Raw genomic sequence first — 24,164 nt, 5'->3', positions numbered from 1 at the left:
GGCTCGAATGTCGCGGTCCACCACGGCCGTTGGGGGCCGCGGTACTTGAACCCCCGTCAGCCTTCCGGCGAGCCTCCCAGGCCCGTCAGGGCGCCGACCGGGTCGAGGTCCGGGGTGCCGCGCGGCCACCAGTCCTCGTGGCCCGGTTCCGATTCGTACGGGTACCAGAGGCCGTCGCGGCCCAGGCGGAGTTGGACATGGCCGCGAGGGTGCGTGAGGTGGTTGTGCCAAGGGCGGAAGGCGGGGAGGTCGGCGGCGAGGAGGAGGGGGCGGGCACGGTCGAAGCGGCCGGCCGGCGGGTCCCAGGGCTCTTCGAGGACGGCGAGGCCTTCGAGGCCGCCCTGGCGCCAGGCGGCGACCGCACGCGCCAGCTCTGCCGGGGTGCGGTCGGCTGCGGAGGCGAGCGAGGCGTACAGGGCACGGGTCGCCGCCGTGAGGCCGGAGCCCGGGCGGGCCGCGGCGAGTCGTACCGCGTCCTGCCACAGGGTCAGTTCGGCGACCGGATCGCGGCCGGTGCTGAGCAGGGCGTGCGCGCGGGCGGCCGCGTCGGTCGCCAACTGGTCCAGCGCGAAGGGGTCCGGGCCGCCCGGTGCCGCCGGGTAGACGGGAGGCTGCTCGGGGTGCGGGGGCACGGGCAACGGGACTGGGAGAGGAGGAAGTTGGCGGTGCGCAGCCAGGGCGTCGGTGGCGCGTACGCCCGGCGCGGGCGCCGGTTCCCGTTCCTGCGCGGCACGGGCCGCGCGGGCGGCGCTCAGGCGTGAGAGGGCGTCGAGCAGCTCGCGCTCACCGCGGCCGCGCAGCAGGAGCAGTACGAAGGGGTCGGCGTCCAGCAGGCGTGCGGTCTGGTAGCAGAGGGCGGCGGCGTGCTTGCAGGGGTGGCCGCGGTCGGGGCAGCTGCAGTGGGGGTCGAGGTCACCGGGGCCCGGCAGCAGGGGCACCCCGCACTCGGCGAGGGAGTGCGGCATCTCCTTGTCGAGCAACGCCGCGATGTGTCCCGGCCGGTCGGCCGCGGCGTCCAGGAACCGCGCCCAGTCGCCGTCACCGAGCGTCCGCAACCGCACCTGCACGCGGTACGGCCGCGGACGGCTGCCCCGCACATACGCCAGGACCAGCCCCGGCGTCACGGTGATGGCATCGACGTGCCCCTCCTGCGCGTAGCCGCGTCCCCGGGCGAGCCGCTTGGGATCGAGGGCGCCCTCTTCCAGGGCGGCCACCCAGGCATTGCCCCACCACGTCTCGGCGAAGGCGTCGTCCGACGAGCGGGGCGCGAACGCCGGGAAGGTACGGCGGAGTTCACCGTCCCGCCCCGGGGCGGCCATGGAACGGGGGACCTGGGGTGTGGCGGGAACGGAGGGCAGGGGCCCAGCGTCGCCGCCGGGGGGCGCCGAGGGTACTGCGGGACGGGCAGGGGGCTCGGACGAGTCACCGGATCCGGAGCGCGCGGAAGGTGTGGCAGGACGGCCGGCGGACTCGGCCGAGATACCGGGCCCGGAGCGCTGCAAGGATGAGGATGCTGCGGGTGGTCGGCCCTGTGCTGAGCGGGAGTCGTTGGGTGCTGGGGAGGCGGGGGCCTCCGGGGCTGGTGTGGAGGGCGAGTCGGGGGCGTGGCCGGCCGGGCTGGTTCGGCGCCGAGTGTCCGGATCGGGCGTCGCCGAGTCGTCCGTACGCGGCTCGTCCATGGGCGGCATCCGGAATGCGTCGGCGAGCAACTCCCTCACCTCACGCGCACGGAGAGCGGCAGCCCCGCCGACGGCACCCCTGCGAACCCGGGGATCGGTCGAGTCCGGACGCCCTGACCGGCGCGCGCGCTCCTTGTCCCCGCTCCCTTCTTCGTCCGCCTGGGCCTGCCGCCTCTCCCCGAGTGCTGCCCGCAACGCCTCACGGGCGGCATCGGCGGGACGCACCCCTCGCCGGTCGGGTGCGGGGTCGGGCACCTGCGGGACGGGCCCTGCTTCGGTGCCGGGCCGGTCCGCTTCGGCACCGGACGCACCGGACGCGCCGGTCCCGGCGCCGGCACGGCGCAGTGCCGCCCGGGCCGCGTCACCCGGCCGAGCCCTTGGGCGCTCATCCCGCTCGCCCCTGTCCGGAACCGACTCCTCGCCGACAGACTCCCCCTGCGGCAGGTCCCGGCCCTCGGCCGAACCCCCCGGCACCCCCTCGCGTCGCTCCCGCGCGGCCCGGAGCGCTCGGCGTGCCACGTCGGCCGGGCGCGCCTCGGGCGATCGGCCCGGCTGCTCCTGAACCGGTGTCCGGTCCGCGTCCCGCTCGACGTCAAACTCGGCGTCAAGCTCGGCGGCGGCCACGTCTGCCTCGGTCGAGCGCGCCGGATCCGGACGGCCGGCAGCACTCGAAGCACCGTCACGGCTCGCCCCACCACCCGCACTCCCCCGCTCCACCGGCCCCGTCATGACGTCCTCCGCAGCGACACGAGGTCGGACAGTTCACGGTCCGTCAGTTCCGTGAGGGCCGATTCGCCGGAGCCGAGGATCGCATCGGCCAGGGCCCGCTTGGACTCGAGCATCTCCGCGATGCGGTCCTCGACCGTGCCCTCGGTGATGAGGCGGTGGACCTGGACGGGCTGGGTCTGGCCGATGCGGTAGGCGCGGTCGGTGGCCTGTTCCTCGACGGCCGGGTTCCACCAGCGGTCGAAGTGGACGACATGGCCCGCGCGAGTCAGGTTCAGGCCGGTGCCCGCCGCCTTGAGGGACAGGACCAGGACCGGCGTCGCACCGCTCTGGAAACGGTCCACCATGCGTTCGCGTTCCGGGACCGGCGTGCCGCCGTGGAGCAGGTCCACCGGGACCGCCCGGGCGGCGAGGTGGGAGGCGATCAGCCGGGCCATCCCGACGTACTGCGTGAAGACCAACGCCGACCCGTCCTCGGCCAGCAAGGTGTCCAGCAGTTCGTCCAGCAGGGTCAGCTTGCCGGAGCGGGCGGACAACCGCTCGGTCGCCGCCGCTTCGGCTTCCTTCAGATACAGCGCCGGATGGTCGCAGATCTGCTTCAGGGACGTCAGGAGCTTCAGCACCATGCCCCTGCGCGCCATGCCCTCCGCCGTCTCGATGGCGTACATCGACTCGCGCACCACCGCCTCGTAGAGCGCGGCCTGTTCCCGGGTGAGCGGGACCGGGTGGTCCGTCTCCGTCTTGGGGGGCAGCTCCGGGACGATGCCGGGGTCGGACTTCTTGCGGCGCAGCAGGAAGGGACGGACCAGGCGGGCCAGCCGGGCCACCGCCTCCTCGTCCTCGCCGTTCTCCACCGCGCGCGCGTGCCGGGCGCGGAAGGACTTCAGCGGGCCGAGCAGGCCCGGTGTCGTCCAGTCGAGCAGGGCCCAGAGCTCGGAGAGGTTGTTCTCGACCGGAGTGCCGGTCAGCGCCACGCGCGCGGGCGTGGCGATCGTGCGCAGGGCCTTCGCCGTCGCCGAGTACGGGTTCTTGACGTGCTGTGCCTCGTCGGCGACGACCATGCCCCAGGTGTGCTGGGCCAGCGTCGGCGCCGTCGACCGCATCGTGCCGTACGTGGTGAGGACGAAGCCGCCGTCCATGTCCTCCAGGGTGCGGTCCGGGCCGTGGAAGCGTCGGACGGGGACGCCGGGCGCGAAACGGGTGATCTCCCGCTGCCAGTTGCCCAGCAGGGATGCCGGGCAGACCACGAGGGTCGGGGCCGTCCGGGCGCGCTTCAGGTGCAGGGCGATGACGGTGATCGTCTTGCCGAGTCCCATGTCGTCGGCCAGGCAACCGCCGAGCCCCAAGGACGTCATGAGGTCCAGCCAGGCCAAGCCCCGGAGTTGGTAGTCCCGCAACGTCGCCCGCAGTCCCGGCGGCGGTTCGGCCGGGTGTACCCCCGCCGTCAGCCGGTCGCGCAGGGCCGCCAGGGCGCCGGCCGGTACCGCCTCGACCGTCTCGCCGTCGACCTCCGCGCTGCCGGTGAGGACGACGGACAGCGCGTCGACCGGGTCGAGCAGGCCCAGTTCGCGTTTGCGGGCCTTGCGGACGAGGGCCGGGTCTACCAGCACCCAGCGGTCCCGCAGCCGGACGACCGGGCGGTGCGCCTCGGCGAGCGCGTCCATCTCGCCCTCGGTGAGCGGGTCGCCGCCGATCGCCAACTGCCAGCGGAACTGGAGCAGTTCCTCGCTCTCGAAGAAACCGGTGCCGTCGGTCGCCGAACCCGGCGCCGGCCGTACGACCGCGGCCGCGCTCAGGTCCTGCGCCAGGTCCCGGGGCCAGTGCACCGCCACCCCGGCCGCCGCGAGCCGGGTCGCCGCCACGCCCAGCAGATCGCCCAGCTCATCGCCGGACAGGGCCAGCACATCGGGCGCGTCCTGCTCGGACAGCCGGTCGAGCGGGGCCCACACCCGGGCCGCCCGCCGCACCGCCAACGCCGCGTCCACCCGCGCGCGTGGCCCGAACGCCGCGTCCGCCTCGCCCGACCACAGGGCGGCCGCGTCGGCCACCAGGGTGGGGTCGGCGAGGCTGTGCACCTGGACGACGGCCGCGCCCGCGCTGCGCACGCCGTCACCCCCGTCGTCGAAGAGGTCGTACGCCGACAGGTCCAGGCGCAGCGAGATCCGCACGCCCGCGTCCATGCCGGCGGCGACCTCGGCCGCCCAGTCGTGGGCGTCGGGCAGGCGCTGGGCCTCGTGGGCGGCGAAGGGCTTCCCCGAGACGTGCGGTGCGGCGGGGGTGCGGGGCAGGGTGTCCGCGACCGCGTCCAGGAAGGAGCGCATCAGCGCCTCCGGCTCGGGCAGCCGCAGCGGGCCCGGGCCGGTCAGGGGAACCGCGTGGCCTTCGTACGGCAGGGCCGCGGCGACCGCCCGCAGGTGCGCGATGTCGTCCGGGTCGAGCGGGCCGGCCCGCCAGGCGTCGTGGCCGGTGGGGGTGAGGCCGGGCAGCAGCCGGCCGCGGGCGGTGAGCCGGAGTGCGTGCAGTGCGGCCGCGCCCCAGCAGGCGGTGGCGGGGTGGGCGGCAGGGTCGCGCCGGGCGCGCACGAGCAGCGGCAGCGCGTCGGTGAGCGGCAGGGACAGCGCGGGGGTGGTCCTGCGGCGGACTCCGGCTCCATGACGCCGTACGACGGTGAGCTCGGTGTCCTCGGTGGGCAGCGGGCCGCCCTCGGGATCCCAGAAGGCCATCCGCCCCTCGCGCGGGAGGGGCGCGGGCAGGAAGACGGCAGCGAGTCGGACGGGGACGGCCTCCCCCGTGCGCTCGGCCACCGCGGCCCTGTCGCTCATACGTCCTGCCACCTCCCGCCCTTGAGTCGGATCAACCGTCTTCGACTCTACGGGCGGGGTCTGACAATCGGCCCCGGCAACCGGCGCGGGGCGGAAACCTCGCCGGGTGATCAAGGGAGGGATCAAGGGGTGATCAAGGGGGGTGATCAACGGGATGTGATCAAGGAACCGTGCGCGAGACGACGTACACGAACGGATTGGCCGGGTCGGACATGTTTATGACGACGTCCTGGGTGGGCGCCGGGTTCTTCTGCTTGTGGGTGAAGCCGTACCACGGGCCGGGGCCCGTGAAGTCCCAGCCGGTGACCTTCTGGTCGCGGGCGCTGATGGTGACGGCGTCCCGCTTCAGGTCGTCCCGGCTGACGCCCATGGTCTTGAAGAACCAGTCCAGGTTCGCGTCGGCCGTCTGGAACTGGACGTAGAGACGGCTGGTCTTCCAGTTGTTCGTCTCGTAGTACGCGACGTTGTACGACCAGTCCGGGACCGGGATCTGGTACAGGCGGCGCTGGACCCTCGACGGCCAGTGCGGGGTGAGTCCGGTCGCCGAGTACTTCTCCTCCTTGTCCTTGCCGCTGTCGCGACTCTGGTTGGCGGAGATCACCAGATAGCCGGCCGGTACGCCGATGAGCAGCCCGATGATGAGCAGGGTGATCGCCCTGCGGCGGATCATGTGGCGGCGGTCCTCGGCCGGCGGCTGCGGCTCGTCAGGAGAGTCGGCCTGGCGGGGTACGGTCACGGTCACGCCGACCCCTGCGATGCCCGGCGGGCCTCGGCGAACCGCGCGTAGCGCTCGTAGCGCTCCACCCGGCGCCGGTTGGCGCGGCGGAAGCGGCGGGCGACCAGGCGGGCCAGGTCCGCGGCGCCGACCATGCCGGCCTCGGGGCCGAGCTGGGCCCGCGTGATACGGGCCTCGGGGCGGTAGCCGCGGCCGGTGAGGTGGCGCTTGAAGGCGTCCCGCGCGGGGGCGATCAGCAGGTCGTCGGCGGCCGACACGCCACCGCCGATCACGAAGCACGACGGGTCCAGGGCGGCCGCGAGGTTGGCGATGCCGACGCCGAGCCACTGCCCGATGTCCTGCAGCAGCTCGATGCACATCGCGTCGCCCTCGCGGGCCAGTTCGGTGATCATCGGGCCGGTGATGTCGCCGATGTTGCCCTTGACGTGCTCGATGATCCCGTACGCCACCGGCGAGTCGGCGGCGGCCAGCTCGCGCGCCTCCCTGACCAGCGCGTTGCCGGAGCTGTACTGCTCCCAGCAGCCGCGGTTGCCGCACGGGCAACGGTGGCCGCCGGGCACGACCTGCATATGGCCGAACTCGCCGGCGACGCCGTACTTGCCGCGCTTGACCTGCCCGTCCTCCAGGATCGCGCCGCCGATGCCGGTACCCAGCGTGATCATGACGAGGTGGTCCTCGCCGCGGCCGGCGCCGAAGCGCCACTCGGCCCAAGCGGCCGTGTTGGCGTCGTTGTCGACCAGGACGGGCACGGCGAGGCGGCCCGCGATGCGGTCGCGCAGCGGCTCGTTGCGCCAGGACAGGTGGGGCGCGAACAGGACGCGGTTGCGGTCGGCGTCGACCCAGCCGGCCGCGCCGATACCGACGGCGTGCACATCGTGGCGGTCGGACAGGTCCAGGACCAGCTCGACGATCGTGTCCTCGACGACCTTCGGGCTCTTGGACTTGTCCGGGGTCTCCGTACGGAGCTTCTCCAGGATGTTGCCGTCGGCGTCCACGACGCCCGCCATCACCTTGGTGCCGCCGATGTCGATGCCCACGGTCGGCACCCGGGGCGCCGACAGGTGTGAGCGGCGCTCCCGGGGGCCGACCGTGCGGAGCGCTGGCGCGCGGCGGGAGCCGATGGGGGCGCTGCCCGTCCGGGCGGGGAAAGCGAGGTCGCGGTAGGTGCTCATCGCCGCCGATTCTGCCTCACCGCGCCCTTGGGTGCCGTGCGGGGCACCAAAGCGGTGGTGACTGCCACATGCCGAGTGCGGGCGCGTGGGGGCTTGTCGCGCAGTTCCCCGCGCCCCTGGGGGACGTTGCACTTCAGGATCGTTGCAATGTCCTGACATTGCAACGTACCAACCGGTCTTTTGCGGTCGGCCAGGAGCGTCCGGGCCCGAAGTTCATGACCGCACGAGCAGCTGGAACTCGAAGGAGTAGCGCGTCGGGCGATACGTGTGCGTGCCGTACTCCACGGCTCGCCCCGTGTCGTCGAAGGTCACGCGCTGCATGGTGAGCAGCGGGGCGCCCTCCTCCTCCGCGAGGCGCTCGGCTTCCGCGGCGGTGGCCGCGCGGGCGCCGATGGTCTGGCGGGCGCTGTGCAGGGTGATGCCCGCGGCGCGCATCAGGCGGTACAGGCCGGTGGCCTCCAGCTGCGCGGTGTCCAGGTCGATCAGCGCGGGCGGCAGGAAGTTGCACAGGTACGCCATCGGCTCGCCGTGCGCGAGGCGCAGCCGCTCGATCCGGTGTACGTCGCTGTCCTCGGCCACCCCGAGCGCCGCCGCGACCTCGGCGGACGCCGGGACGACGGTGTTGACGAGGACCTTGGTCGCCGGGCGCTGGCCGGCCGACTCCAGGTCGTCGTAGAGGCTGCTGAGCTCCAACGGGCGCTTGACCTGGCTGTGCACGACCTGCGTCCCGACGCCTCGACGGCGCACCAGCAGGCCCTTGTCGACCAGCGACTGGATGGCCTGGCGGACGGTCGGCCGGGACAGGCCGAGGCGTGCGGCGAGTTCGATCTCGTTGCCCAGCAGGCTGCCGGGTGTGAGCGCTCCGTGCTCGATCGCGGCTTCGAGCTGCTGGGAAAGCTGGAAGTACAAGGGCACCGGACTGCTCCGGTCCACACTGAGCTCGAGTTCCACGGTCGGGTCCACTTCTGGTTTCGGCACGGGCCGAGCGTAGCTCTACGCGTTGTTGACGGGAAGTAGTGTAGTTTGATTGTCCTGACATATGCATTGACAGCTTACGCACTGAACCCGCACTTTGTTTCCATGCGCATCGGGGTCATCGGTACGGGCCGCATCGGCACGATTCACGCCAACACGCTGAGCCGTCACCGCGACGTCGGCTCCCTGATCCTCACGGACGCGGACGGCGCGCGGGCCCAGGAACTGGCGCGGCGCCTGGGCGAGACGGCGGCGCCCGGAGTGGACGAGATCTTCCGCTGGGGCGTGGACGCGGTGGTGATCACCACGGCGACGTCGGCCCACGCCGAACTGATCGGTCGGGCAGCACGGGCAGGACTCCCGGTGTTCTGCGAGAAGCCCATAGCACTCGATCTGCCGGGCACGCTGCACGCGATCGGGGAGGTGGAGACCGCCGGGACGATTCTCCAGATGGGTTTCCAGCGCCGCTTCGACCCGGGGTACGTGGGCGCGCGCGAGGCGGTGCGGTCCGGGCGGCTCGGACGGCTGCACACCGTGCGGGCGCTCACCAGCGACCAGGAGCCGCCGCCGGTCGAGTGGCTGCCGCTGTCCGGCGGGCTGTACCGGGACACGCTGATCCATGACTTCGACGTGCTGCGCTGGGTGACCGGGCGCGAGGTGGCCGACGTGTACGCGGCCGGGTCGGACGCCGGGCCCGCGATGTTCCGTGAGGCGGGCGACGTCGACACGGCCGCGGTGGTGCTGACGCTGGACGACGGCACCCTCGCCACGGCCACGGCGACGCGGCTGAACGGCGCCGGGTACGACGTACGCATGGAGCTGGCCGGGGAGTTGGACCAGATCGTGGTCGGGCTGGACGACCGTACGCCGATCGCGTCCACCGAGCCGACCGGCCCGCCCGCGGCGGACAAGCCGTGGTCGGGGTTCCTGGAGCGGTTCGGACCGGCGTACGAGGCGGAGCTCAACGCGTTCGTGGAGGTGGTGCGCGGGGAGCGGGCCAATCCCTGCGACGGGCGGGAGGCCTTGCAGGCGTTGCGGATCGCGGAGGCGTGCGAGCTGTCGCGGGGCGAGCGAAGACCGGTCGCGCTCGCGGAGATCGCGGGCGGAACTCAGGGTGCAGCCCTGTGAAGCCCGGACTCGAAGGCCCGCGGTGCCCGATCCGCTACCAGCGCACCGGCAGACTTCGCACCCCCCGTATCAGTACGCCCGGCAGCCACTCCCCGGGCGCCCCGTCCAGAGCCAGGTCCGGGGCGCGCTCCAGCAGGGACCGTATCGCCGTGCGGGCCTCCAGGCGGGCCAGGGGTGCGCCCAGGCAGAAGTGGATGCCGTGGCCGAAGGCGACGTGGCTGCGGGTGTCGCGTCGGATGTCGAAGGTGTCGGGAGCGGGATAGCGGCTCGCATCCCGGTTGGCCGCGGTGAGGCCGACCATCACCGGATCGCCCTTCTCGATGTGGACGCCGGCGATCTCCACGGGCTCGGCGGCATACCGGAACGTCGCCGTCTCCACCGGGCCTTCGTAGCGCAGCATCTCCTCGACGGCGCCGTCCAGGAGGGTCATGTCGGCGCGCAGGGCGGTGAGTTGGCCGGGGTGAGTGAGCAGGGTGTGCACACCGCTGGTGATGAGGTTGACCGTCGTCTCGTGCCCGGCGATCAGCAGGATGAAGGCCATGCCCCGCAGTTCGTCCGGGGAGAGCCGGTCGCCGTCCTCGGCCGTGGTGCGGATCAGTTCGCTCAGCAGATCACCGCTGGGCCCGGCGCGCCTCTTGCCCTCGATCAGGTCGGTGAAGTAGGCGCCCAGGGCGACGAAGGCGTCGACCTCCTTGCCCGGGCTGGTGGGCGCTATCGCCTCCGTCGACATCTTGCGGAACTCCCCGCGGTCCATCTCGGGCACGCCGAGCAGTTCGCAGATGACGGTGAGCGGCAGCGGGTAGGCCAGGGACTCCACGAGGTCGGCGCGGCCCCGCGGCAGCATGGCGTCGAGCAGATCGTCGGTGATCCGCTGGATCCTCGGCCGCAGCTCCTCCACGCGGCGCATGGTGAAGGCACGCGCGACGAGCCCGCGCAGCCGGGTGTGCTGGGGCGGATCGGTGGCCAGCAGGTTCTTCCCGATCAGCTCCTCTTCAAGCGACTTCACGCCGATCTTGGTGCCGTCTTTGACCAGCCGCTGGTCGGCGAGCGCCGCGCGTGCCTCCTCGTGCCCCACGACGAGCCAGACCTCGGACTGCCAGTCGGGCAGCCGGACGCGGTGCACGGGGCCCTGCTCCCGTAAGCGCGCGTACACCGGATGCGGGTTCTCGCGGAACCCCTCTCCGAACTCCCCCAGGTCGATCACTTCTGCCATGACGCTCCCCCTCCGACACTCCGACAACGCACGGGCACCCCGGCTAGTGCCCGTCGTCCTCCGCTTCCTCCAAAAGTCCCGCGTCGTACGCCAACAGGGCGATCTGCACACGGTTGTTGAGGTCCAGCTTGGCCAGGACGCGGGAGACGTGGGTCTTGACGGTGGCGACGCTCATGAAGAGCTCCGCGGCGATGTCGGCGTTGGACAGGCCCCGGCCCACCTCGACGGCGACCTCGCGTTCGCGGTCGTTGAGGGCGGTGAGCCGCTCACGCGCGCGTGAGCGGCGCGTGTCGGCCGCGGTGCCCGCCGCGCGGTCCATCAACTGGCGTGTCACCGTGGGCGACAGGACCGGGTCCCCGGCCGCGACCCGGCGCACCGCGTCGACGATCTCGGCGGGCGGCGTGTCCTTGAGCACGAACCCGGCGGCGCCGGCACGCAGGGCGCGCAGCACCAGTTCGTCGGCGTGGAAGGTGGTCAGCAGCACGACCTGCGGGGCGTCCTTGCGGCCGCGCAGCCGCTCCGTGGCGGTGAGGCCGTCGACCGACGGCATCCGGATGTCCATCAGGACCACGTCCGGCCGGGTCCGGTCGACCAGCGTCTCCACCTCACCGCCGTCGGCCGCCTCACCGACGATCTCGATGTCGTCGGCGCCGCCCATCATGAAGGACAGTCCGGCTCTGACCAACGGGTCGTCGTCGACGAGGAGCAGTCTGATCGCAGTCATGTGCCTTACGTAATCACGGTTGTACGGCGTGGAGGTGCGGTACGGCGAGGACCACCCCTCAACCACGCGGGCGCACTCCGTGACATGTGCCGCGCCGCACGCACGCGTTGGGGGGCAGGCGTCACCCCCACTCGCCCCCGCTCACCCCCAGGGCAGCCAGGCCCGCACCTCGAACCCCCCGTCCGCCACCGGCCTGTGCTCCAGGCGCCCGCCCGTCAGCGTGGCCCGTTCCGTCAGCCCGATCAGGCCCTGTCCCGAGCCGGGAACGTGGGGAACCTCGCCCTCGGGCGCGGGATTGCGTACCGACACCGACAGGCCCTCGCCCGGTGCGCCGGTCACCGTCACCGTGACCTCCGTACCGGGAGCGTGCTTGCGGGCGTTGGTCAGGCCCTCCTGGGCGATGCGGTAGGCGGTGCGGCCGACGGAGGCGGGGACGGCCGCGGGGTCGGTGACGCGCTGGTCGAGGGTGACCTTCATGCCGGCCTCGCGGGACTCGGTGACCAGCGCCTCCACTGCCGCGAGGGTCGGCTGCGGGCGGCCGGCGTCGTCCGGTTCGCCCGCCCGCAGTACGCCGATGATCTCCCGTAGGTCCTGGAGGGCCTCGTGGGCGCTCTCCCGGATGACGCCGGCCGCCCGCGCGATCTCCTCCCGGGGCGCGTCGGGCCGGAACTCCAGTGCGCCCGCGTGCACGCTGAGCAGCGTCAGGCGGTGCGCGAGGACGTCGTGCATCTCCCGGGCGATGGCCTCGCGGGCTAGCCGCTGGGCCTGCTCGGCACGCAGCCGTGCCTCCGTCTCGGCACGCCGGGTGCGGTCGCGCAGGCTCAGCATGAGCTGCCGTTTGGACCGTACGAACATGCCCCAGCCGACCGCCCCACCGGTCAGCAGCACGCCGACGAGGATCGCCCAGCCGTAGGGCAGGTCGGGGTCGGGGCGCAGCCAGAAGAACAGCGGGGCCAGCGCCAAGGAGGACCCGCCCACCCAGGCCACGTACCGGAGGGGCCGGTGCACGGCGAGCGTGAAGAAGGCGACCACGCCCGCGCCGCCCGCGGTGCTCGACACGAAGCAGACCGGGACCATCGCGATCGCGAGCCCGACCGGCCAGCGGCGTCGCAGCCACACCGCGGCACAGGCGAGCGCGCCGAGGAGCTGGTCGAGGGCTGCGAGGCCGACCGGGATGTTCTCGTCGGCCACCGTGTCCGCGGTCAGCAGACCGATGATCACGGCCAGGAGGAAGCAGGAGAAGTCGACCACCCAGTCGCGCGCGGTGCGCCGGGGCCGTCCGGAGCGCTCGGGGTCGAGCTCGAACTCCTTGATCAGGGCCGAGGGCAGCAGCCAGCGCCGCCCTTCGAAGACCTGCGATACCGGATCCGGCTTGTCACCACTCACGGTCGACAAATCTACGCAGTACCGGGCCCTGGTGCGGCCCCTCGGGTCCGATCGACGACCAAAGTCGCGGCACCGGAGACCTTCGTTGCGGCGGGCCGCCGCGGAACGTGGACTTCCGTCGGGCATGGCTCGCCCCGCGGCCGATTGGCGTGGGGGGTCCGCGGGGCGAGAGTCATGGCATGAAGCAGTTGCTGGAGATCCTTGGATTCATCGCCCTGGTGCAGGGCGTCGCGGGCCTGGTGCACGAGTTCACCGACTGGCACTGGGGACTCGTACAGCGGATCGGTTTCCTCGACGGCTTCGAGATCTACGCGAGCGTCGCACTGCTGGTGCTGGCGTTCGCGCTGTTCGCCGCCGCCGAGAGCCGGAAGTCCGGTTGAGCGCGGACCGGACTTCCGGCTGGTCGCACCGTTCCTCGGCACCGACCGTGAACTACGGGCTCAGCAGCTGTAGTTGATCAGGTCGAACGACGCGTAGTGGTCGGCCGTGTAGTAGTCCTCCTGGTTCTCCTCACCGGTGACGATCCGGCGAGCTCCACGCGTAGACGAACCAGGCGTGATGACCGTGTACTCGTGGTAGTACCCGGACGACTGGCTGGGCAGGATGCCTTCCCGGTTGGAGAAGACGGTGCCGTCCTGCGAGTACGGGTAGGGGCCGCCCTGCGCGATCAGGTCGAGCGTGTCGTGCGCCTGGGAGGGCAGGTCGCCGTAGCAGATGCTGCCGACCGCGGCGGCCGCCGGAGTGGCAGTGACGGTGCCGCCGACGAGGAGGGCGGACAGGACGGCGGCTGCGGCGCCGATGCGGGTGATTCGTGGGGGGAATCTCATGCCTTCATGATGACGCGCGTAGACAGTGGCATGTCAATGTCAAGCCCGGAGATTTTCCCGGCAAGTCCGATGAGTTTTCGGGAAGTTAACGTACGCCCCGGCGTTCTCACCCGATCTCCACGAGGTGGCCGGGCGAGAACTCCGCGGGCGGGTCCTCACGCGTTCTCGGGGAGCTCGAACGAGCCGTATTCCGGGCGGCCCGCGAAGTCGTACGAATGGATGGCGACGCCCTTGCTCGTGGTGCGGCCGGCGGTGTGCCTGAACGCGGTGGGCACGGCGCCCTCCCCGAACAGGCGGTGGCCCGTGCCGAGCACCACCGGGAAGGTCAGCAGGTGGAGGGTGTCGACGAGGTCGAGGGCCAGCAGGGACCTGACCAGGGCGCCGCTGCCGTGGACCTGGAGTTCTCCGTCGGTGCGCTCCTTGAGGGCGGCGACCTCCTTGGCGAGGTCGCCGCTGACCACCGTGGTGCCGGCCCACGCGGGGTCCGTCAGTGTCGAGGAGGCGACGTACTTCGGCAGTGCGTTGAGCTTGGACGCGACCGGGTCGGCCGGGTCGGTCACCTTCGGCCAGAACGCCGCGAAGATGTCGTACGTACGGCGCCCGAGGAGGAAGGCGGCCGGGCGCGCGAAGACCTCGTTGATGAACTGGCCGAAGTCGTCGTCGGCGTACGGAAAGACCCAGCCGCCATGCTCGAAGCCGCCGCGGGTGTCCTCCTCCCGGCCGCCGGGTGCCTGGTAGACGCCGTCGAGCGTGACGAAGAGGGTGGAGACGAGCTTGCCCATGAGGAGTGCCTCTTTTCAGGGGGGTGGGGTCTGCTGTCATCACCTCAGACCCCGTCGGCACCCGCAACTCATCGGTGGGCCGTGTGCCGTCTCACCCCGCGTTCGTCGAGAACAGACCGCCCGTCGGCCCCTGCTTGTCGCCGCCCTGGGCCTTCTTCAGCGCGTTGGCCAGGCTCTCGATGGTGAGGGACTGCAGGATGACGCGGCCGTTGCCCTCCAGGGTGGCCAGGGAGAGGCCCTCGCCGCCGAAGACGGCGTTCATCAGGCCCTGCCGGTTCAGGCCGCCGACGCGCTGGACGCCGTACTGGATGCCCTCCTCGAAGGCGACGACGCAGCCCGTGTCGACCTCGATGCGGCCGCCGAAGTCGGCCGGGTTGAGGTCGATGAAGTTGCCCGCGCCGGCGATGATCACCGTGCCGTGCCCGGTGAACTTCTCCAGGACGAAGCCCTCGCCGCCCTTCATGCCGGTCCTGCCGCCCTGGAAGGCGATGCCGAAGTCGACGGTGGACTCGGCGGCGACGAAAGCGTCCTTCTCGGCGAACCACGCGCGCGTGCCGTCGAGCTCCAGTGCGCGCATCTCGCCCGGGAGTACGCCCGCGAAGCCGACGGTGCCCTCGCCGCCCTGGGACGTGAAGTACTGGAACGCGATCGACTCGCCCGCGAGGACGCGCTGGCCGACCTGCATGGCGGTGCCCATGGCCTGGCGCAGCATGCCGCCCATGCCGCCGCCACCGCCGCCGGCGGTCGGGACGCCTTGGGGTGGCTGGCCGTTCGACGGGCCGGTCAGGCGGGTCTCCATGGTCACGTTGGTGGTCTTGAAGAGGAACTTGCCCGCCTCGCAGTACACGGTCTGACCGGGCCGCAGGCTGACGACCGCCATCTGCATGGCGTTGCCGACGATTTCTTGCTGAAGAGTCACGTGGAGGGAACGAGGGAACCGGAGCAAAGAGTTCCGACCGGTACCACCGGGTCTACCCAGTTCCGCCAGGGTTCCGGTTCCCCACGATCTCGGTGTCCGTTCGCCGCCAGCACTTCGGGCCGCGCGGCGCTGGGATGGATCCATGACAACGACTTACGGACCCATGACAGCCACTCACGGAACCCTGCACGGCAAGGTCGCCCTGGTCACCGGCGGCAGCCGCGGCATCGGCGCGGCCACGGCACTGCGGCTCGCGCGGGAGGGCGCGGACGTCGCCGTGACCTACGTCAGCGGCAAGGAGGCGGCCGAGGAGGTCGTACGGGCCGTTCAGGCGCTGGGACGGCGGGCCGTGGCCCTGCGGGCGGACTCCGCGGACGCGGACGAGGCTGCGGACGCGGTGAAGCGTACGGCGGAGGCACTGGGCGGCCTGGACGTGCTGGTGAACAACGCCGGCGTCGGCGTACTGGGCCCCCTGGAGGGCCTGTCGCTCGCGGACGTGGACCGGGTCCTCGCCGTGAACGTGCGGGGCGTGTTCCTGGCCTCGCAGGCAGCGGCCGCCCGCATGCCGGCAGGAGGTCGGATCATCACGATCGGCAGCTGCATGACCCAGCGCGTGCCGGGCCCCGGCGGAACGCTCTACGCGACCAGCAAGTCGGCCCTGATCGGCCTGACGAAAGCCCTGGCCCGCGAACTGGGCCCGCGCGGCATCACGGCGAACATCGTCCACCCCGGCCCCATCGACACGGACATGAACCCCGCCGACGGCCCGTACGCGGCCGGCCAGGCGGTGATGACCGCGCTGGGGCGTTTCGGCACGGCCGAGGAGGTGGCGTCGATGGTCGCGTACCTGGCCGCGGCGGACTACGTCACGGGGACGGAGTTCGCGATCGACGGCGGCCACGCCGCGTGACATGCGTGAGGCGCACCGGTGCTGTCCAGCCGGTGCGCCTCACGGGTCAGCCGTCGCGCGTCAGCGCGCCAGGGTCTCAGCCGCCCAGCTCCTGATGCCGAGCCGCCAGCCCCGCCACCCCCTGCTGCGTCAGCGAGCCGTGCAGCCGCAGGCGGGAGATGCCGCCGTCCGGGAAGATGTCCACGCGCGCGTGCGTGCCGACGGCGGGGGTCGGCAGGACGAAGCGGTGGTTGGTGTCGGGCTGGAGGCGGGTGCGCGGGAGGACCTCGGTCCACTCACCGTCCTCGCCGTCCTTCACCGACACCGATGCCCAGCCCGCGCTGTTGCCCTTCAGGTACGCCGTGTCGATCTCGATCGCCCGGATCTGGGACTGCGCCACCAGCCGGTAGCGGATCCAGTCGTTGCCCTGGTCGCGGCGTCGGCGCGTCTCCCAGCCGTCGTCCATCTTGCGGGAGCGGCCCGGCTGGATGGTGTTCGTAGCGGGCGAGTAGAAGAGGTTGGAGGCGTCCTCGACCTGGCCGCCGTTCTCCAGGGCGACCACGTCGAAGGTGCCGAGCACCTCCAGCCACTGCGGGTCCGGTGCCACCTCGCCGTACACGCGCAGGCGTGCGATGCCGCCGTCGGGGTGCTGGTTGACCCGCAGGTGGGTGAAGCGCTGTTCGACGGCGATGGAGAAACCATTCTCCGCATGCCCGCCCACCGGCGTGCGCGGCACCAGCGGGGTCCACTTCACGTCGTCCGCCAGCAGTTCCTCGGGCGACGGAGAGCCCGGCACCGAGGTGCCCTCGACGGACACCGCCTGCGGGTAGTTGCCGCGGAAGTGGGCGGTGTCGACGACGATCCCGCGGATCACGCCGGGCGCGCCGAGGCGTACCAGCGCCCAGTCGTGGTCCTCGGCCGTCGGCCACGGGTGCTCGGCGGAGGCACCGCGCCGCCGCCGGGTCTCCCAGCCGTCCATGATCTTGCCCTTGTGCCCGAAGTGCTCGGGGTCGAACTCGGCCCGCTCGGGCACCAGCAGGTTCTCGCGCTGGGCGAAGAACTCGTCGTTGGCGGCGACGACACCGGCGCCGAGCCGGCGGTCGGCGAGGTTGGCGTACTGGGTGAAGGGGAAGTCGGCGGTGCGGTAGTCCGCGTACGGGTCGCCGCCTCCGTAGGGGTTCGCGTCGCCAGTGAAGCTGGGTATCGCCGTCACGAGGTGTGCCTTTCAGGAATCGGCCGCTGCGGGTGCGGGAGAGGTGGTCAGTGGGCGCGGGTGAGCAGGTGGCCCTTCGGGTCGGTGAACTCGCCCTCGGCCACGATGCGTTCGCCGCGCAGCCAGGTGGACTTCACGACGCCGTACAGGGTCTTGCCCGCGTACGCCGTCACACGGTTGCGGTGCTGGAGGGCGGCCGGGTCCACGGTGAACGTCTCGTCGGGCGCGAGGACGGCGAAGTCGGCGTCGCGGCCCGCCTCGATGGCGCCCTTCTGATCCAGTCCGACGAGCTGCGCCGTCCGCGCGGACATCCAGCGGACCACGTCCTCAAGGCCGTGCCCGCGCCGGCGGGCCTCGGTCCACACCGCCGCCAGGCTCAGCTGGAGTCCGGAGATGCCGCCCCAGGCGGTCGCGAAATCGTCCGTCTTCAGGTCGGCCGTGGACGGCGAGTGGTCGGTCACCACGCAGTCGATCGTGCCGTCGGCCAGCGCCTGCCAGAGCAGGTCCTGGTTGGCGGACTCGCGGATCGGCGGGCAGCACTTGAACTCGCTGGCGCCGTCCGGGACTTCCTCGGCGGTCAGGGTCAGGTAGTGCGGGCAGGTCTCGACGGTGATCCGTACGCCGTCCCGCTTGGCCTCGGCGATCAGCGGCAGCGCGTCGCTCGACGAGAGGTGGAGTACGTGTACGCGCGCGTGGAGACGCTTCGCCTGGTCGATCAGCTGGGCGATCGCCGTGTCCTCCGCGTCGCGCGGGCGTGAGGCCAGGAAGTCGGCGTACTTGGGGCCGCCCTGCTGCGGGGCGGCGTCGAGGTGGTGCGGGTCCTCGGCGTGCACGATGAGCAGGCCACCGAAGGAGGCGATCTCGGCCAGGGACTGGGCGAGCCGGTCCTGGTCGAGGTGCGGGAACTCGTCGACACCGGACGGCGACAGGAAGGCCTTGAAGCCGAAGACGCCGGCCTCGTGCAGCGGGCGCAGGTCCTTGACGTTGTCGGGCAGGGCCCCGCCCCAGAAGCCGACGTCGATGTGCGCCTTGTCGGCGGCCACGTCCTGCTTGGTGCGGAGGTTGTCGACCGTCGTGGTGGGCGGGAGGGAGTTGAGCGGCATGTCGACGAGGGTGGTGATGCCGCCGGCCGCCGCCGCGCGCGTGGCGGTCCAGAAGCCCTCCCACTCGGTGCGGCCGGGGTCGTTGACGTGCACGTGCGTGTCGACCAGGCCGGGCAGCAGGACGTCGTCGCCGAAGTCCTCCAGCCGGGCACCGGCCGGAACGTCGGCGTCGTACCCGAGTACGGCCGTGATCTTGCCGGCGGAGACCGCGACCGAAGCGGCCCGCGTCCCCTCCGGGGTGATGACGCGCGTCGAGCGCAGCACCAGTTCGACGTCGGACACCCGAGCCCCTCTCTGCCGCCGTTAACTTCCGCGTAACGGAATTCAACTTTCTGTTGAAGGAGTCTCCGCTCCCGCTTCCGCGCCGTCAAGGGCACACTTCTCCACAGTGCACCCACCCCATGCACTCTGGACGTTTCCACAAAGCGGAATTAGAATTCCAGCACGCAGAACGTAGCTACGTACAAGCGGGGAGTCAACCGACTGGCGGGTAGGCTTGCGCCCTCCCACCGGTCCCGAAAGGAACGCGCCGTGCCGACGTCCAGCGCCAGCACCACCGACTCCGCCAGGTCCAGCAACAGTGGCGGCGTCCAGTCCCTCGAGCGCGCCTTCGACCTGCTGGAGAGGATGGCGGACGCGGGCGGCGAGGTCGGTCTGAGCGAGCTGTCCGCGAGCAGCGGGCTGCCGCTGCCCACCATCCACCGCCTCATGCGGACGCTGGTGGCGTGCGGATACGTACGCCAGCAGCCCAACCGCCGCTACGCCCTCGGCCCGCGCCTGATCCGCCTCGGCGAGTCCGCCGCCCGGCTCCTCGGTACCTGGGCCCGGCCCTACCTGGCCCGGCTGGTCGAGGAGACCGGCGAGACGGCGAACATGGCCCTGCTCGACGGTGACGAGATCGTGTACGTCGCCCAGGTGCCGTCCAAGCACTCAATGCGTATGTTCACCGAGGTCGGCCGGCGCGTGCTGCCGCACTCCACGGGTGTCGGCAAGGCGCTGCTCGCCGGGTTCCCGCCGGAGGAGGTGCGCGCCCTGCTGTACCGCACCGGCATGCCGGCCGCCACGGAGAAGACGATCACCACCCCGGACGGCTTCCTGGCGGCCCTGGAGGACGTGCGGCGCCACGGCTACGCGGTCGACGACAACGAGCAGGAGGTCGGTGTCCGCTGCCTCGCGGTCTCGGTCCCCAACTCCCCCACCGCGGCCGCCATTTCGATCTCGGGCCCGGCGGGCCGCGTCACGGAGGCGGCGACGGACAAGATCGTGCCGGTGCTGCAGCAGGTGGCCATGGAGCTGTCCGAGGCGCTGGCGACCTCGACTCCGACGGCGTAGATCCGCGGGCGCGCCTACCCTGGGGGCAGGGGACCATCGCAGAGCGAGGTGGCCACCATGCTGCAGGAGAACAAGCACTGGTCCTCGGGAAAGTGGTCGGTCAAAGAGGGCAGCGCCGACGAGTTCATCGAGCGCTGGCGGGAATTCCTCACCTGGACCAAAGAGGCGCACCAGGGGTTCCTCGGGGCCCGGCTGATCCGAGACCTCAGGAGCCCGAACTCCTTCCTGTCCTTCGCCACCTGGCAGGACCTGGACTCGATGCGCGCCTGGCAGGGCGACCCCGAGTTCAAGGAGCACTTCGACGCCGCCTACGTCCTGTGCGAGGACATGCAGAGCAGCGGCTACGAGACGGTCGTCGACATCTGAGCGCGGGGCGTGCGGGCCGGCCACGGTTCAGCGGCGCGGGGGTTCCCCGAACAGGTCCACGGCGTCGCGCACGTCCGACAGCCCCCGGGACAACGCACTGACCGACCCGATCGCGCCGGCGATCAGCAGCAGCGACCTGCGCAGCCGCGGAATCTCCGGCGCCCTGTCGATCGTCATCGCGGCCAGCGCGGCAAGCTCGTCCTCGGCGATGCCCCGGTCGGGGAACTCGGAGGGATGCGCGGCGAGTTCGCGGCGCAGACGGGACACCGCCGTCCGCAGTTCCGCCACCCTCGGGTCCTCGTCGCTGCCCGCCACCGGCCTCTGTCCCAAGCTCCGCAACACAGCACTCCCCCCTCGCACGCCGTTGTGCGCCAGTAGTCCCGCTCCCCCGCGCAGGCCCTGTCGTCCCCCCTGGCGCTGGTCGGGCGCCGGGGACGCGGGTCAGTAAACGCCACCGATGCCGGGCGCGCCACCGTACGGACCGAAATTCAGCCCAAGGAAACCCGGCACACCCGTGGACGTCAGGTATGCAGGACGCATGACGCAGAAAGAAGCACCCCCGGTCGCCGGTCTGCTCCTCGCCGCGGGCGGTGGACGACGGCTCGGCGGACGGCCCAAGGCACTCCTGCGGCACCGTGGCCGGCCGCTCGTCGAGTACGCCGTCGGGGTGCTGCGCGCGGCCGGCTGTGCCCGCGTGCACGTCGTGCTGGGCGCGCAGGCCGCCGCCGTACGGGAGCGGGCGGAGCTCGGTGACTGTGTGCTGGTGGAGAACCCCGACTGGGCCGAGGGGATGGGGTCCTCCCTGCGCGCCGGGCTCGACTCGCTCGCCGGTACGGGGGCGAGGGCGGCGCTCGTCTCGCTCGTCGACCAGCCCGGCATCGGTCAGGAGGCGGTCGCGCGGGTGCTCGCCGCGTACGAGGACGAGACGTCGCTCGCCTCGGCCGCGTACGACGGCGTACGCGGGCATCCCGTCCTCTTCGGCGCCGCCCACTGGGCGGGCATCGCGGCGACTGCGACCGGCGACCGAGGGGCACGCGCCTATCTGAAGGAGCGTGAGGAGGCGATCCGTCTCGTCGAGTGCGGGGATGTGGCGCGGTCCTACGACATCGACACCGAGGCCGATCTCGCCCACCTTGAGTAAGGGGGGTGGCACCCAGAGCCACGTTCCCTCGACTCAGAGAATCTCGACATCAACAAACGATTGAACTTCCACCATGAGGAAACTAGTATCCACTGTTCAGAAGCGCCCGTCCGCTCCACGGGCGTTCCTCGTCGTATCCGGGAAGACTGGCACCCGGTGCCAAAGCTCGACCGCTCGTCTTCGTAGTTCGCTGAAGGAAGTGACAGCTCATGTCCGCACCAGCGCCGTCCCCGCTGGCCATCGTCGACGCCGAGCCCCTGCCCCGGCAGGAGGAGGTCCTTAACGAGGCGGCCCTCGCCTTCGTGGCCGAGCTGCACCGCCGGTTCACGCCCCGGCGTGACGAGCTCCTCGCCCGCCGCGCCGAGCGCCGCGCCGAGATCGCCCGTACCTCCACGCTCGACTTCCTCCCCGAGACGGCCGCGATCCGCGCGGACGACTCCTGGAGGGTGGGCCCGTGCCCGCCGGCGCTGCAGGACCGCCGGGTGGAGATCACCGGCCCCACCGACCGCAAGATGAGCATCAACGCCCTCAACTCGGGCGCGAAGATCTGGCTCGCGGACTTCGAGGACGCCTCGGCGCCCACCTGGGAGAACGTGATCCTCGGCCAGGTGAACATGGCCGACGCCTACACCAGGAACATCGACTTCACGGACGAGCGCACCGGCAAGTCGTACGCCCTGCGCCCGAACGAGGAGCTGGCGACGGTCGTCATGCGCCCCCGCGGCTGGCACCTGAACGAGCGCCACCTCGTGGATGCGGACGGCACCGCTGTCCCCGGTGCGCTGGTCGACTTCGGCCTGTACTTCTTCCACAACGCCCAGCGCCTGCTCGACCTCGGCAAGGGCCCGTACTTCTACCTCCCGAAGACGGAGTCGCACCTGGAGGCCCGCCTCTGGAACGAGGTGTTCGTCTTCGCCCAGGACTACGTCGGCATCCCGCAGGGCACCGTCCGCGCGACCGTGCTGATCGAGACGATCACGGCCGCGTACGAGATGGAGGAGATCCTCTACGAACTCCGCGACCACGCCGCCGGGTTGAACGCGGGCCGCTGGGACTACCTGTTCTCCATCGTCAAGAACTTCCGCGACGGCGGCGCCAAGTTCGTCCTGCCGGACCGCAACGCGGTCACGATGACGGCCCCGTTCATGCGCGCGTACACCGAACTCCTCGTCCGTACCTGCCACAAGCGCGGCGCGCACGCGATCGGCGGCATGGCGGCGTTCATCCCGTCCCGCCGGGACGCCGAGGTCAACAAGGTGGCCTTCGAGAAGGTCCGCGCCGACAAGGACCGCGAGGCCGGCGACGGCTTCGACGGCTCCTGGGTCGCCCACCCCGACCTCGTCCCGATCGCCATGGAGTCCTTCGACAAGGTCCTCGGCGACAAGCCGAACCAGAAGGACCGCCTGCGCGAGGACGTCCACGTCGAGGCGGCCGACCTGATCGCCATCGACTCCCTGGACGCCAAGCCGACGTACAACGGCCTGATCAACGCCGTGCAGGTCGGCATCCGTTACATCGAGGCCTGGCTGCGCGGCCTCGGCGCGGTCGCCATCTTCAACCTCATGGAGGACGCGGCCACCGCCGAGATCTCCCGCTCGCAGATCTGGCAGTGGATCAACGCGGGCGTCGAGTTCGAGAACGGCGAGAAGGCCACGCCGGAGCTGGCCCGCAAGGTCGCCGCCGAGGAACTGGCGAACATCCGCACCGAGATCGGCGAGGAGGCCTTCGCGGCCGGCCACTGGCAGCAGGCCCACGACCTGCTCCTGGAGGTCTCCCTCGACGAGGACTACGCGGACTTCCTGACGCTGCCGGCGTACGAGCAGCTGAAGGGCTGAGCCCTCAGGAAGCCGGTTTGTCCGAGTGGCCCAGGGACTTTCCCGGGGCCACTCGGTCGCGTACGACCTGCTTGACCGCCGTGGGCTCGGGGAAGCCCTGCTCGCGGCGGTCCCATACGACCTCGTCGTCGACGCGGACGACGAAGACGCCGCCCTTGCCGGGCTTCAGCGCCAGCTCGGACAGCTCCGCCTCGAAGGTCGTGAGCAGCTCCTGCGCCAGCCATGCCGCGCGCGGCAGCCAGCGGCACTGGGTGCAGTACTCGATCTCTACCCGGCCACTCATCCGAGGTGCACCGACCAATCCTGTTCCGCGGCCGGCTTGCCGTGCAGGTCGGGGACCCGCTTGAGCCAGTTCGGCCGGCCTTCCTGTGTCTTCGCCACCCGTCGGGCCTCCTCGGCGGCGAGTTCCTCCCGGGTGGGGAAGTCGGTGGGGAGCCAGGCCGAGGACGCCTGTACGCGCGCGTGGAGGTGGGCGATGTAGGCGTCACGGACCTCTCCGGGGCTCATGAAGCCCGGTTCGGCGCTCAGCCACGCGTCCGGGACCTCCGCCACGACCTCCCGCAGCAGCGCCTCGGTGACCTTCGGCGCCAGCTCGGCGTCGGCCGCGCGTACGTCGGGGGCGTAGTGGCCGAGGGCGTGGTGACGGAAGTCGTATGCCTTCGCGGGGTCCGTGCCGTCCCAGCGGTGGTGGAAGACGAGCGCGGCGCCGTGGTCGATGAGCCACAGGCGCGGCGGGACGGTCCCCAGCGTGGGCCAGACCATCAGGTTGGAGCTGTGGACCGTACGGTCGACGTTGGCGGTCAGGGCGTCCAGCCAGACGATGCGGCCCGCCTCCAGCGGGTCCACGCGGAAGTGCTTCGCGAGTTCCGGGGTGAAGTCCTTCGCGCCCGGCAGATAGTCCATGCCGAGGTTGACTCCCGCGCTGGCCGCGTGCAGTTCCCGTACCTCCTGGTGCGGCTCGCTCGCGGCGATCTCCGGGTCGAAGTGGACCAGGACCAGCTCGGGGAAGCGCAGTCCCAGGGCACGGGCCAGTTCCCCCACGATCACCTCGGCGACCAGCGCCTTGCGGCCCTGCGCGGAGCCGGTGAACTTCACGACGTAGGTGCCCAGGTCGTCGGCCTCGACGACTCCGGGCACGGAGCCGCCGGACCGCAGTGGCTCGATGTAGCGGGTGGCGGTGACCCTTCTCAACATCT

The 24,164-nt window shown here is 71.7% G+C and carries 23 protein-coding genes; 7 read left to right on the top strand and 16 right to left on the bottom strand.

Going from position 1 to position 24,164, the window contains the following annotated elements:
• Positions 1 to 56 precede the first annotated feature (56 nt).
• The 5 genes from PBV52_RS39390 to PBV52_RS39370 form a co-directional block, all read right to left on the bottom strand.
• Positions 57 to 2,408 (bottom strand): SWIM zinc finger family protein, encoded by a 2,352-nt coding sequence (locus tag PBV52_RS39390; RefSeq protein ID WP_373921966.1) that lies wholly within the window; start codon positions 2,406 to 2,408, stop codon positions 57 to 59.
• Positions 2,405 to 5,227, bottom strand: a complete 2,823-nt coding sequence (locus PBV52_RS39385; RefSeq protein WP_274245372.1) for a DEAD/DEAH box helicase — start codon at positions 5,225 to 5,227, stop codon at positions 2,405 to 2,407. Before PBV52_RS39385 ends, PBV52_RS39390 begins: the two co-directional genes overlap by 4 nt.
• Before the next feature lie 160 nt (positions 5,228 to 5,387).
• Complete coding sequence (locus tag PBV52_RS39380) at positions 5,388 to 5,969, bottom strand: sugar kinase (protein ID WP_274245369.1); 582 nt, start codon at positions 5,967 to 5,969, stop codon at positions 5,388 to 5,390.
• On the bottom strand, positions 5,966 to 7,135 hold the full coding sequence (locus tag PBV52_RS39375) for an ROK family glucokinase (protein ID WP_274245368.1): 1,170 nt from the start codon (positions 7,133 to 7,135) through the stop codon (positions 5,966 to 5,968). The genes PBV52_RS39380 and PBV52_RS39375 overlap by 4 nt, the downstream gene beginning before the upstream one ends.
• A 213-nt stretch (positions 7,136 to 7,348) precedes the next feature.
• Positions 7,349 to 8,086 (bottom strand): GntR family transcriptional regulator, encoded by a 738-nt coding sequence (locus PBV52_RS39370; RefSeq protein WP_274249854.1) that lies wholly within the window; start codon positions 8,084 to 8,086, stop codon positions 7,349 to 7,351.
• A gap of 129 nt (positions 8,087 to 8,215) precedes the next feature.
• Between PBV52_RS39370 and PBV52_RS39365 the strand changes: the two genes are divergently transcribed.
• Positions 8,216 to 9,238 carry a Gfo/Idh/MocA family oxidoreductase gene (locus tag PBV52_RS39365; protein ID WP_274245365.1) on the top strand — a complete coding sequence of 341 codons (1,023 nt, stop codon included), beginning with the start codon at positions 8,216 to 8,218 and terminating at the stop codon, positions 9,236 to 9,238.
• 34 nt (positions 9,239 to 9,272) lie between these two features.
• Here the strand turns inward: PBV52_RS39365 and PBV52_RS39360 are convergent, their stop codons facing one another.
• From PBV52_RS39360 to PBV52_RS39350, 3 genes are all read right to left on the bottom strand, one after another.
• Positions 9,273 to 10,451: a cytochrome P450 gene (locus PBV52_RS39360; RefSeq protein WP_274245364.1), complete on the bottom strand. Its 1,179-nt coding sequence runs from the start codon at positions 10,449 to 10,451 to the stop codon at positions 9,273 to 9,275.
• Between the two features lie 43 nt (positions 10,452 to 10,494).
• A complete protein-coding gene (locus tag PBV52_RS39355) occupies positions 10,495 to 11,175 on the bottom strand; it encodes a response regulator transcription factor (protein ID WP_274245362.1) in 681 nt (226 codons plus the stop codon).
• A 141-nt stretch (positions 11,176 to 11,316) separates the two neighbouring features.
• Positions 11,317 to 12,561, bottom strand: a complete 1,245-nt coding sequence (locus tag PBV52_RS39350; protein WP_274245360.1) for a sensor histidine kinase — start codon at positions 12,559 to 12,561, stop codon at positions 11,317 to 11,319.
• 179 nt (positions 12,562 to 12,740) lie between these two features.
• On the opposite strand from PBV52_RS39350, the gene PBV52_RS39345 reads away from it, so the two are divergent.
• Positions 12,741 to 12,941, top strand: a complete 201-nt coding sequence (locus tag PBV52_RS39345; RefSeq protein WP_274245359.1) for a hypothetical protein — start codon at positions 12,741 to 12,743, stop codon at positions 12,939 to 12,941.
• A gap of 60 nt (positions 12,942 to 13,001) precedes the next feature.
• Here PBV52_RS39345 and PBV52_RS39340 read toward each other — a convergent pair whose 3' ends face one another.
• The 3 genes from PBV52_RS39340 to PBV52_RS39330 all read right to left on the bottom strand — a co-directional run bounded on the left by PBV52_RS39340 (position 13,002) and on the right by PBV52_RS39330 (position 15,089).
• Positions 13,002 to 13,388 (bottom strand): ribonuclease domain-containing protein, encoded by a 387-nt coding sequence (locus PBV52_RS39340; RefSeq protein ID WP_128434064.1) that lies wholly within the window; start codon positions 13,386 to 13,388, stop codon positions 13,002 to 13,004.
• Positions 13,389 to 13,543: 155 nt separating this feature from the next.
• A complete protein-coding gene (locus tag PBV52_RS39335; protein WP_274245355.1) occupies positions 13,544 to 14,170 on the bottom strand; it encodes a dihydrofolate reductase family protein in 627 nt (208 codons plus the stop codon).
• Positions 14,171 to 14,261: 91 nt separating this feature from the next.
• Entirely contained in the window at positions 14,262 to 15,089 is an 828-nt protein-coding gene (locus PBV52_RS39330) for an AIM24 family protein (protein WP_274245353.1), read from the bottom strand.
• A gap of 163 nt (positions 15,090 to 15,252) precedes the next feature.
• Here PBV52_RS39330 and PBV52_RS39325 point away from each other — a divergent pair, with 163 nt between their 5' ends.
• On the top strand, positions 15,253 to 15,999 hold the full coding sequence (locus PBV52_RS39325) for an SDR family oxidoreductase (RefSeq protein ID WP_274245351.1): 747 nt from the start codon (positions 15,253 to 15,255) through the stop codon (positions 15,997 to 15,999).
• Between the two features lie 76 nt (positions 16,000 to 16,075).
• On the opposite strand, the gene alc is transcribed toward PBV52_RS39325, so the two are convergent.
• A complete protein-coding gene (gene alc / locus PBV52_RS39320; RefSeq protein ID WP_274245349.1) occupies positions 16,076 to 17,191 on the bottom strand; it encodes an allantoicase in 1,116 nt (371 codons plus the stop codon).
• A gap of 47 nt (positions 17,192 to 17,238) precedes the next feature.
• Positions 17,239 to 18,576, bottom strand: coding sequence for an allantoinase AllB (allB, locus tag PBV52_RS39315; RefSeq protein ID WP_274245347.1), 1,338 nt, complete (start codon positions 18,574 to 18,576; stop codon positions 17,239 to 17,241).
• A 249-nt stretch (positions 18,577 to 18,825) separates the two neighbouring features.
• On the opposite strand from allB, the gene PBV52_RS39310 reads away from it, so the two are divergent.
• Positions 18,826 to 19,626: an IclR family transcriptional regulator gene (locus PBV52_RS39310; protein WP_274245345.1), complete on the top strand. Its 801-nt coding sequence runs from the start codon at positions 18,826 to 18,828 to the stop codon at positions 19,624 to 19,626.
• Between the two features lie 57 nt (positions 19,627 to 19,683).
• Positions 19,684 to 19,992: an antibiotic biosynthesis monooxygenase gene (locus PBV52_RS39305; protein WP_274245342.1), complete on the top strand. Its 309-nt coding sequence runs from the start codon at positions 19,684 to 19,686 to the stop codon at positions 19,990 to 19,992.
• A 27-nt stretch (positions 19,993 to 20,019) separates the two neighbouring features.
• On the opposite strand, the gene PBV52_RS39300 is transcribed toward PBV52_RS39305, so the two are convergent.
• A complete protein-coding gene (locus tag PBV52_RS39300) occupies positions 20,020 to 20,307 on the bottom strand; it encodes a DUF5955 family protein (RefSeq protein ID WP_373922041.1) in 288 nt (95 codons plus the stop codon).
• A gap of 223 nt (positions 20,308 to 20,530) precedes the next feature.
• Here PBV52_RS39300 and PBV52_RS39295 point away from each other — a divergent pair, with 223 nt between their 5' ends.
• Entirely contained in the window at positions 20,531 to 21,133 is a 603-nt protein-coding gene (locus PBV52_RS39295) for an NTP transferase domain-containing protein (protein ID WP_274245338.1), read from the top strand.
• 209 nt (positions 21,134 to 21,342) lie between these two features.
• Entirely contained in the window at positions 21,343 to 22,968 is a 1,626-nt protein-coding gene (gene aceB / locus PBV52_RS39290; RefSeq protein ID WP_274245336.1) for a malate synthase A, read from the top strand.
• Positions 22,969 to 22,972: 4 nt separating this feature from the next.
• Here aceB and PBV52_RS39285 read toward each other — a convergent pair whose 3' ends face one another.
• Both PBV52_RS39285 and PBV52_RS39280 read right to left on the bottom strand, forming a co-directional pair.
• Positions 22,973 to 23,251 carry a SelT/SelW/SelH family protein gene (locus PBV52_RS39285; protein WP_128429398.1) on the bottom strand — a complete coding sequence of 93 codons (279 nt, stop codon included), beginning with the start codon at positions 23,249 to 23,251 and terminating at the stop codon, positions 22,973 to 22,975.
• On the bottom strand, positions 23,248 to 24,162 hold the full coding sequence (locus PBV52_RS39280; RefSeq protein ID WP_274245333.1) for a HipA family kinase: 915 nt from the start codon (positions 24,160 to 24,162) through the stop codon (positions 23,248 to 23,250). The genes PBV52_RS39285 and PBV52_RS39280 overlap by 4 nt, the downstream gene beginning before the upstream one ends.
• Positions 24,163 to 24,164 lie beyond the last annotated feature (2 nt).

Origin of the sequence: Streptomyces sp. T12, from assembly GCF_028736035.1 — a bacterium.
Classification (GTDB): domain Bacteria; phylum Actinomycetota; class Actinomycetes; order Streptomycetales; family Streptomycetaceae; genus Streptomyces.
The sequence above is the reverse complement of the archived record's forward strand: the minus strand, read 5'-3'. Positions and strand labels throughout refer to the sequence as shown.

Excerpts from the sequence above, each read along its gene's own strand:
- PBV52_RS39390 (WP_373921966.1), bottom strand. The coding sequence starts at position 2,408 with ATGACGGGGCCGGTGGAGCGGGGGAGTGCGGGTGGTGGGGCGAGCCGT.
- PBV52_RS39385 (WP_274245372.1), bottom strand. The coding sequence starts at position 5,227 with ATGAGCGACAGGGCCGCGGTGGCCGAGCGCACGGGGGAGGCCGTCCCC.
- PBV52_RS39375 (WP_274245368.1), bottom strand. The coding sequence starts at position 7,135 with ATGAGCACCTACCGCGACCTCGCTTTCCCCGCCCGGACGGGCAGCGCC.
- PBV52_RS39365 (WP_274245365.1), top strand. The coding sequence starts at position 8,216 with ATGCGCATCGGGGTCATCGGTACGGGCCGCATCGGCACGATTCACGCC.
- PBV52_RS39360 (WP_274245364.1), bottom strand. The coding sequence starts at position 10,451 with ATGGCAGAAGTGATCGACCTGGGGGAGTTCGGAGAGGGGTTCCGCGAG.
- PBV52_RS39355 (WP_274245362.1), bottom strand. The coding sequence starts at position 11,175 with ATGACTGCGATCAGACTGCTCCTCGTCGACGACGACCCGTTGGTCAGA.
- PBV52_RS39345 (WP_274245359.1), top strand. The coding sequence starts at position 12,741 with ATGAAGCAGTTGCTGGAGATCCTTGGATTCATCGCCCTGGTGCAGGGC.
- PBV52_RS39340 (WP_128434064.1), bottom strand. The coding sequence starts at position 13,388 with ATGAGATTCCCCCCACGAATCACCCGCATCGGCGCCGCAGCCGCCGTC.
- PBV52_RS39335 (WP_274245355.1), bottom strand. The coding sequence starts at position 14,170 with ATGGGCAAGCTCGTCTCCACCCTCTTCGTCACGCTCGACGGCGTCTAC.
- PBV52_RS39325 (WP_274245351.1), top strand. The coding sequence starts at position 15,253 with ATGACAGCCACTCACGGAACCCTGCACGGCAAGGTCGCCCTGGTCACC.
- PBV52_RS39305 (WP_274245342.1), top strand. The coding sequence starts at position 19,684 with ATGCTGCAGGAGAACAAGCACTGGTCCTCGGGAAAGTGGTCGGTCAAA.
- PBV52_RS39295 (WP_274245338.1), top strand. The coding sequence starts at position 20,531 with ATGACGCAGAAAGAAGCACCCCCGGTCGCCGGTCTGCTCCTCGCCGCG.
- aceB (WP_274245336.1), top strand. The coding sequence starts at position 21,343 with ATGTCCGCACCAGCGCCGTCCCCGCTGGCCATCGTCGACGCCGAGCCC.
- PBV52_RS39285 (WP_128429398.1), bottom strand. The coding sequence starts at position 23,251 with ATGAGTGGCCGGGTAGAGATCGAGTACTGCACCCAGTGCCGCTGGCTG.
- PBV52_RS39280 (WP_274245333.1), bottom strand. The coding sequence starts at position 24,162 with ATGTTGAGAAGGGTCACCGCCACCCGCTACATCGAGCCACTGCGGTCC.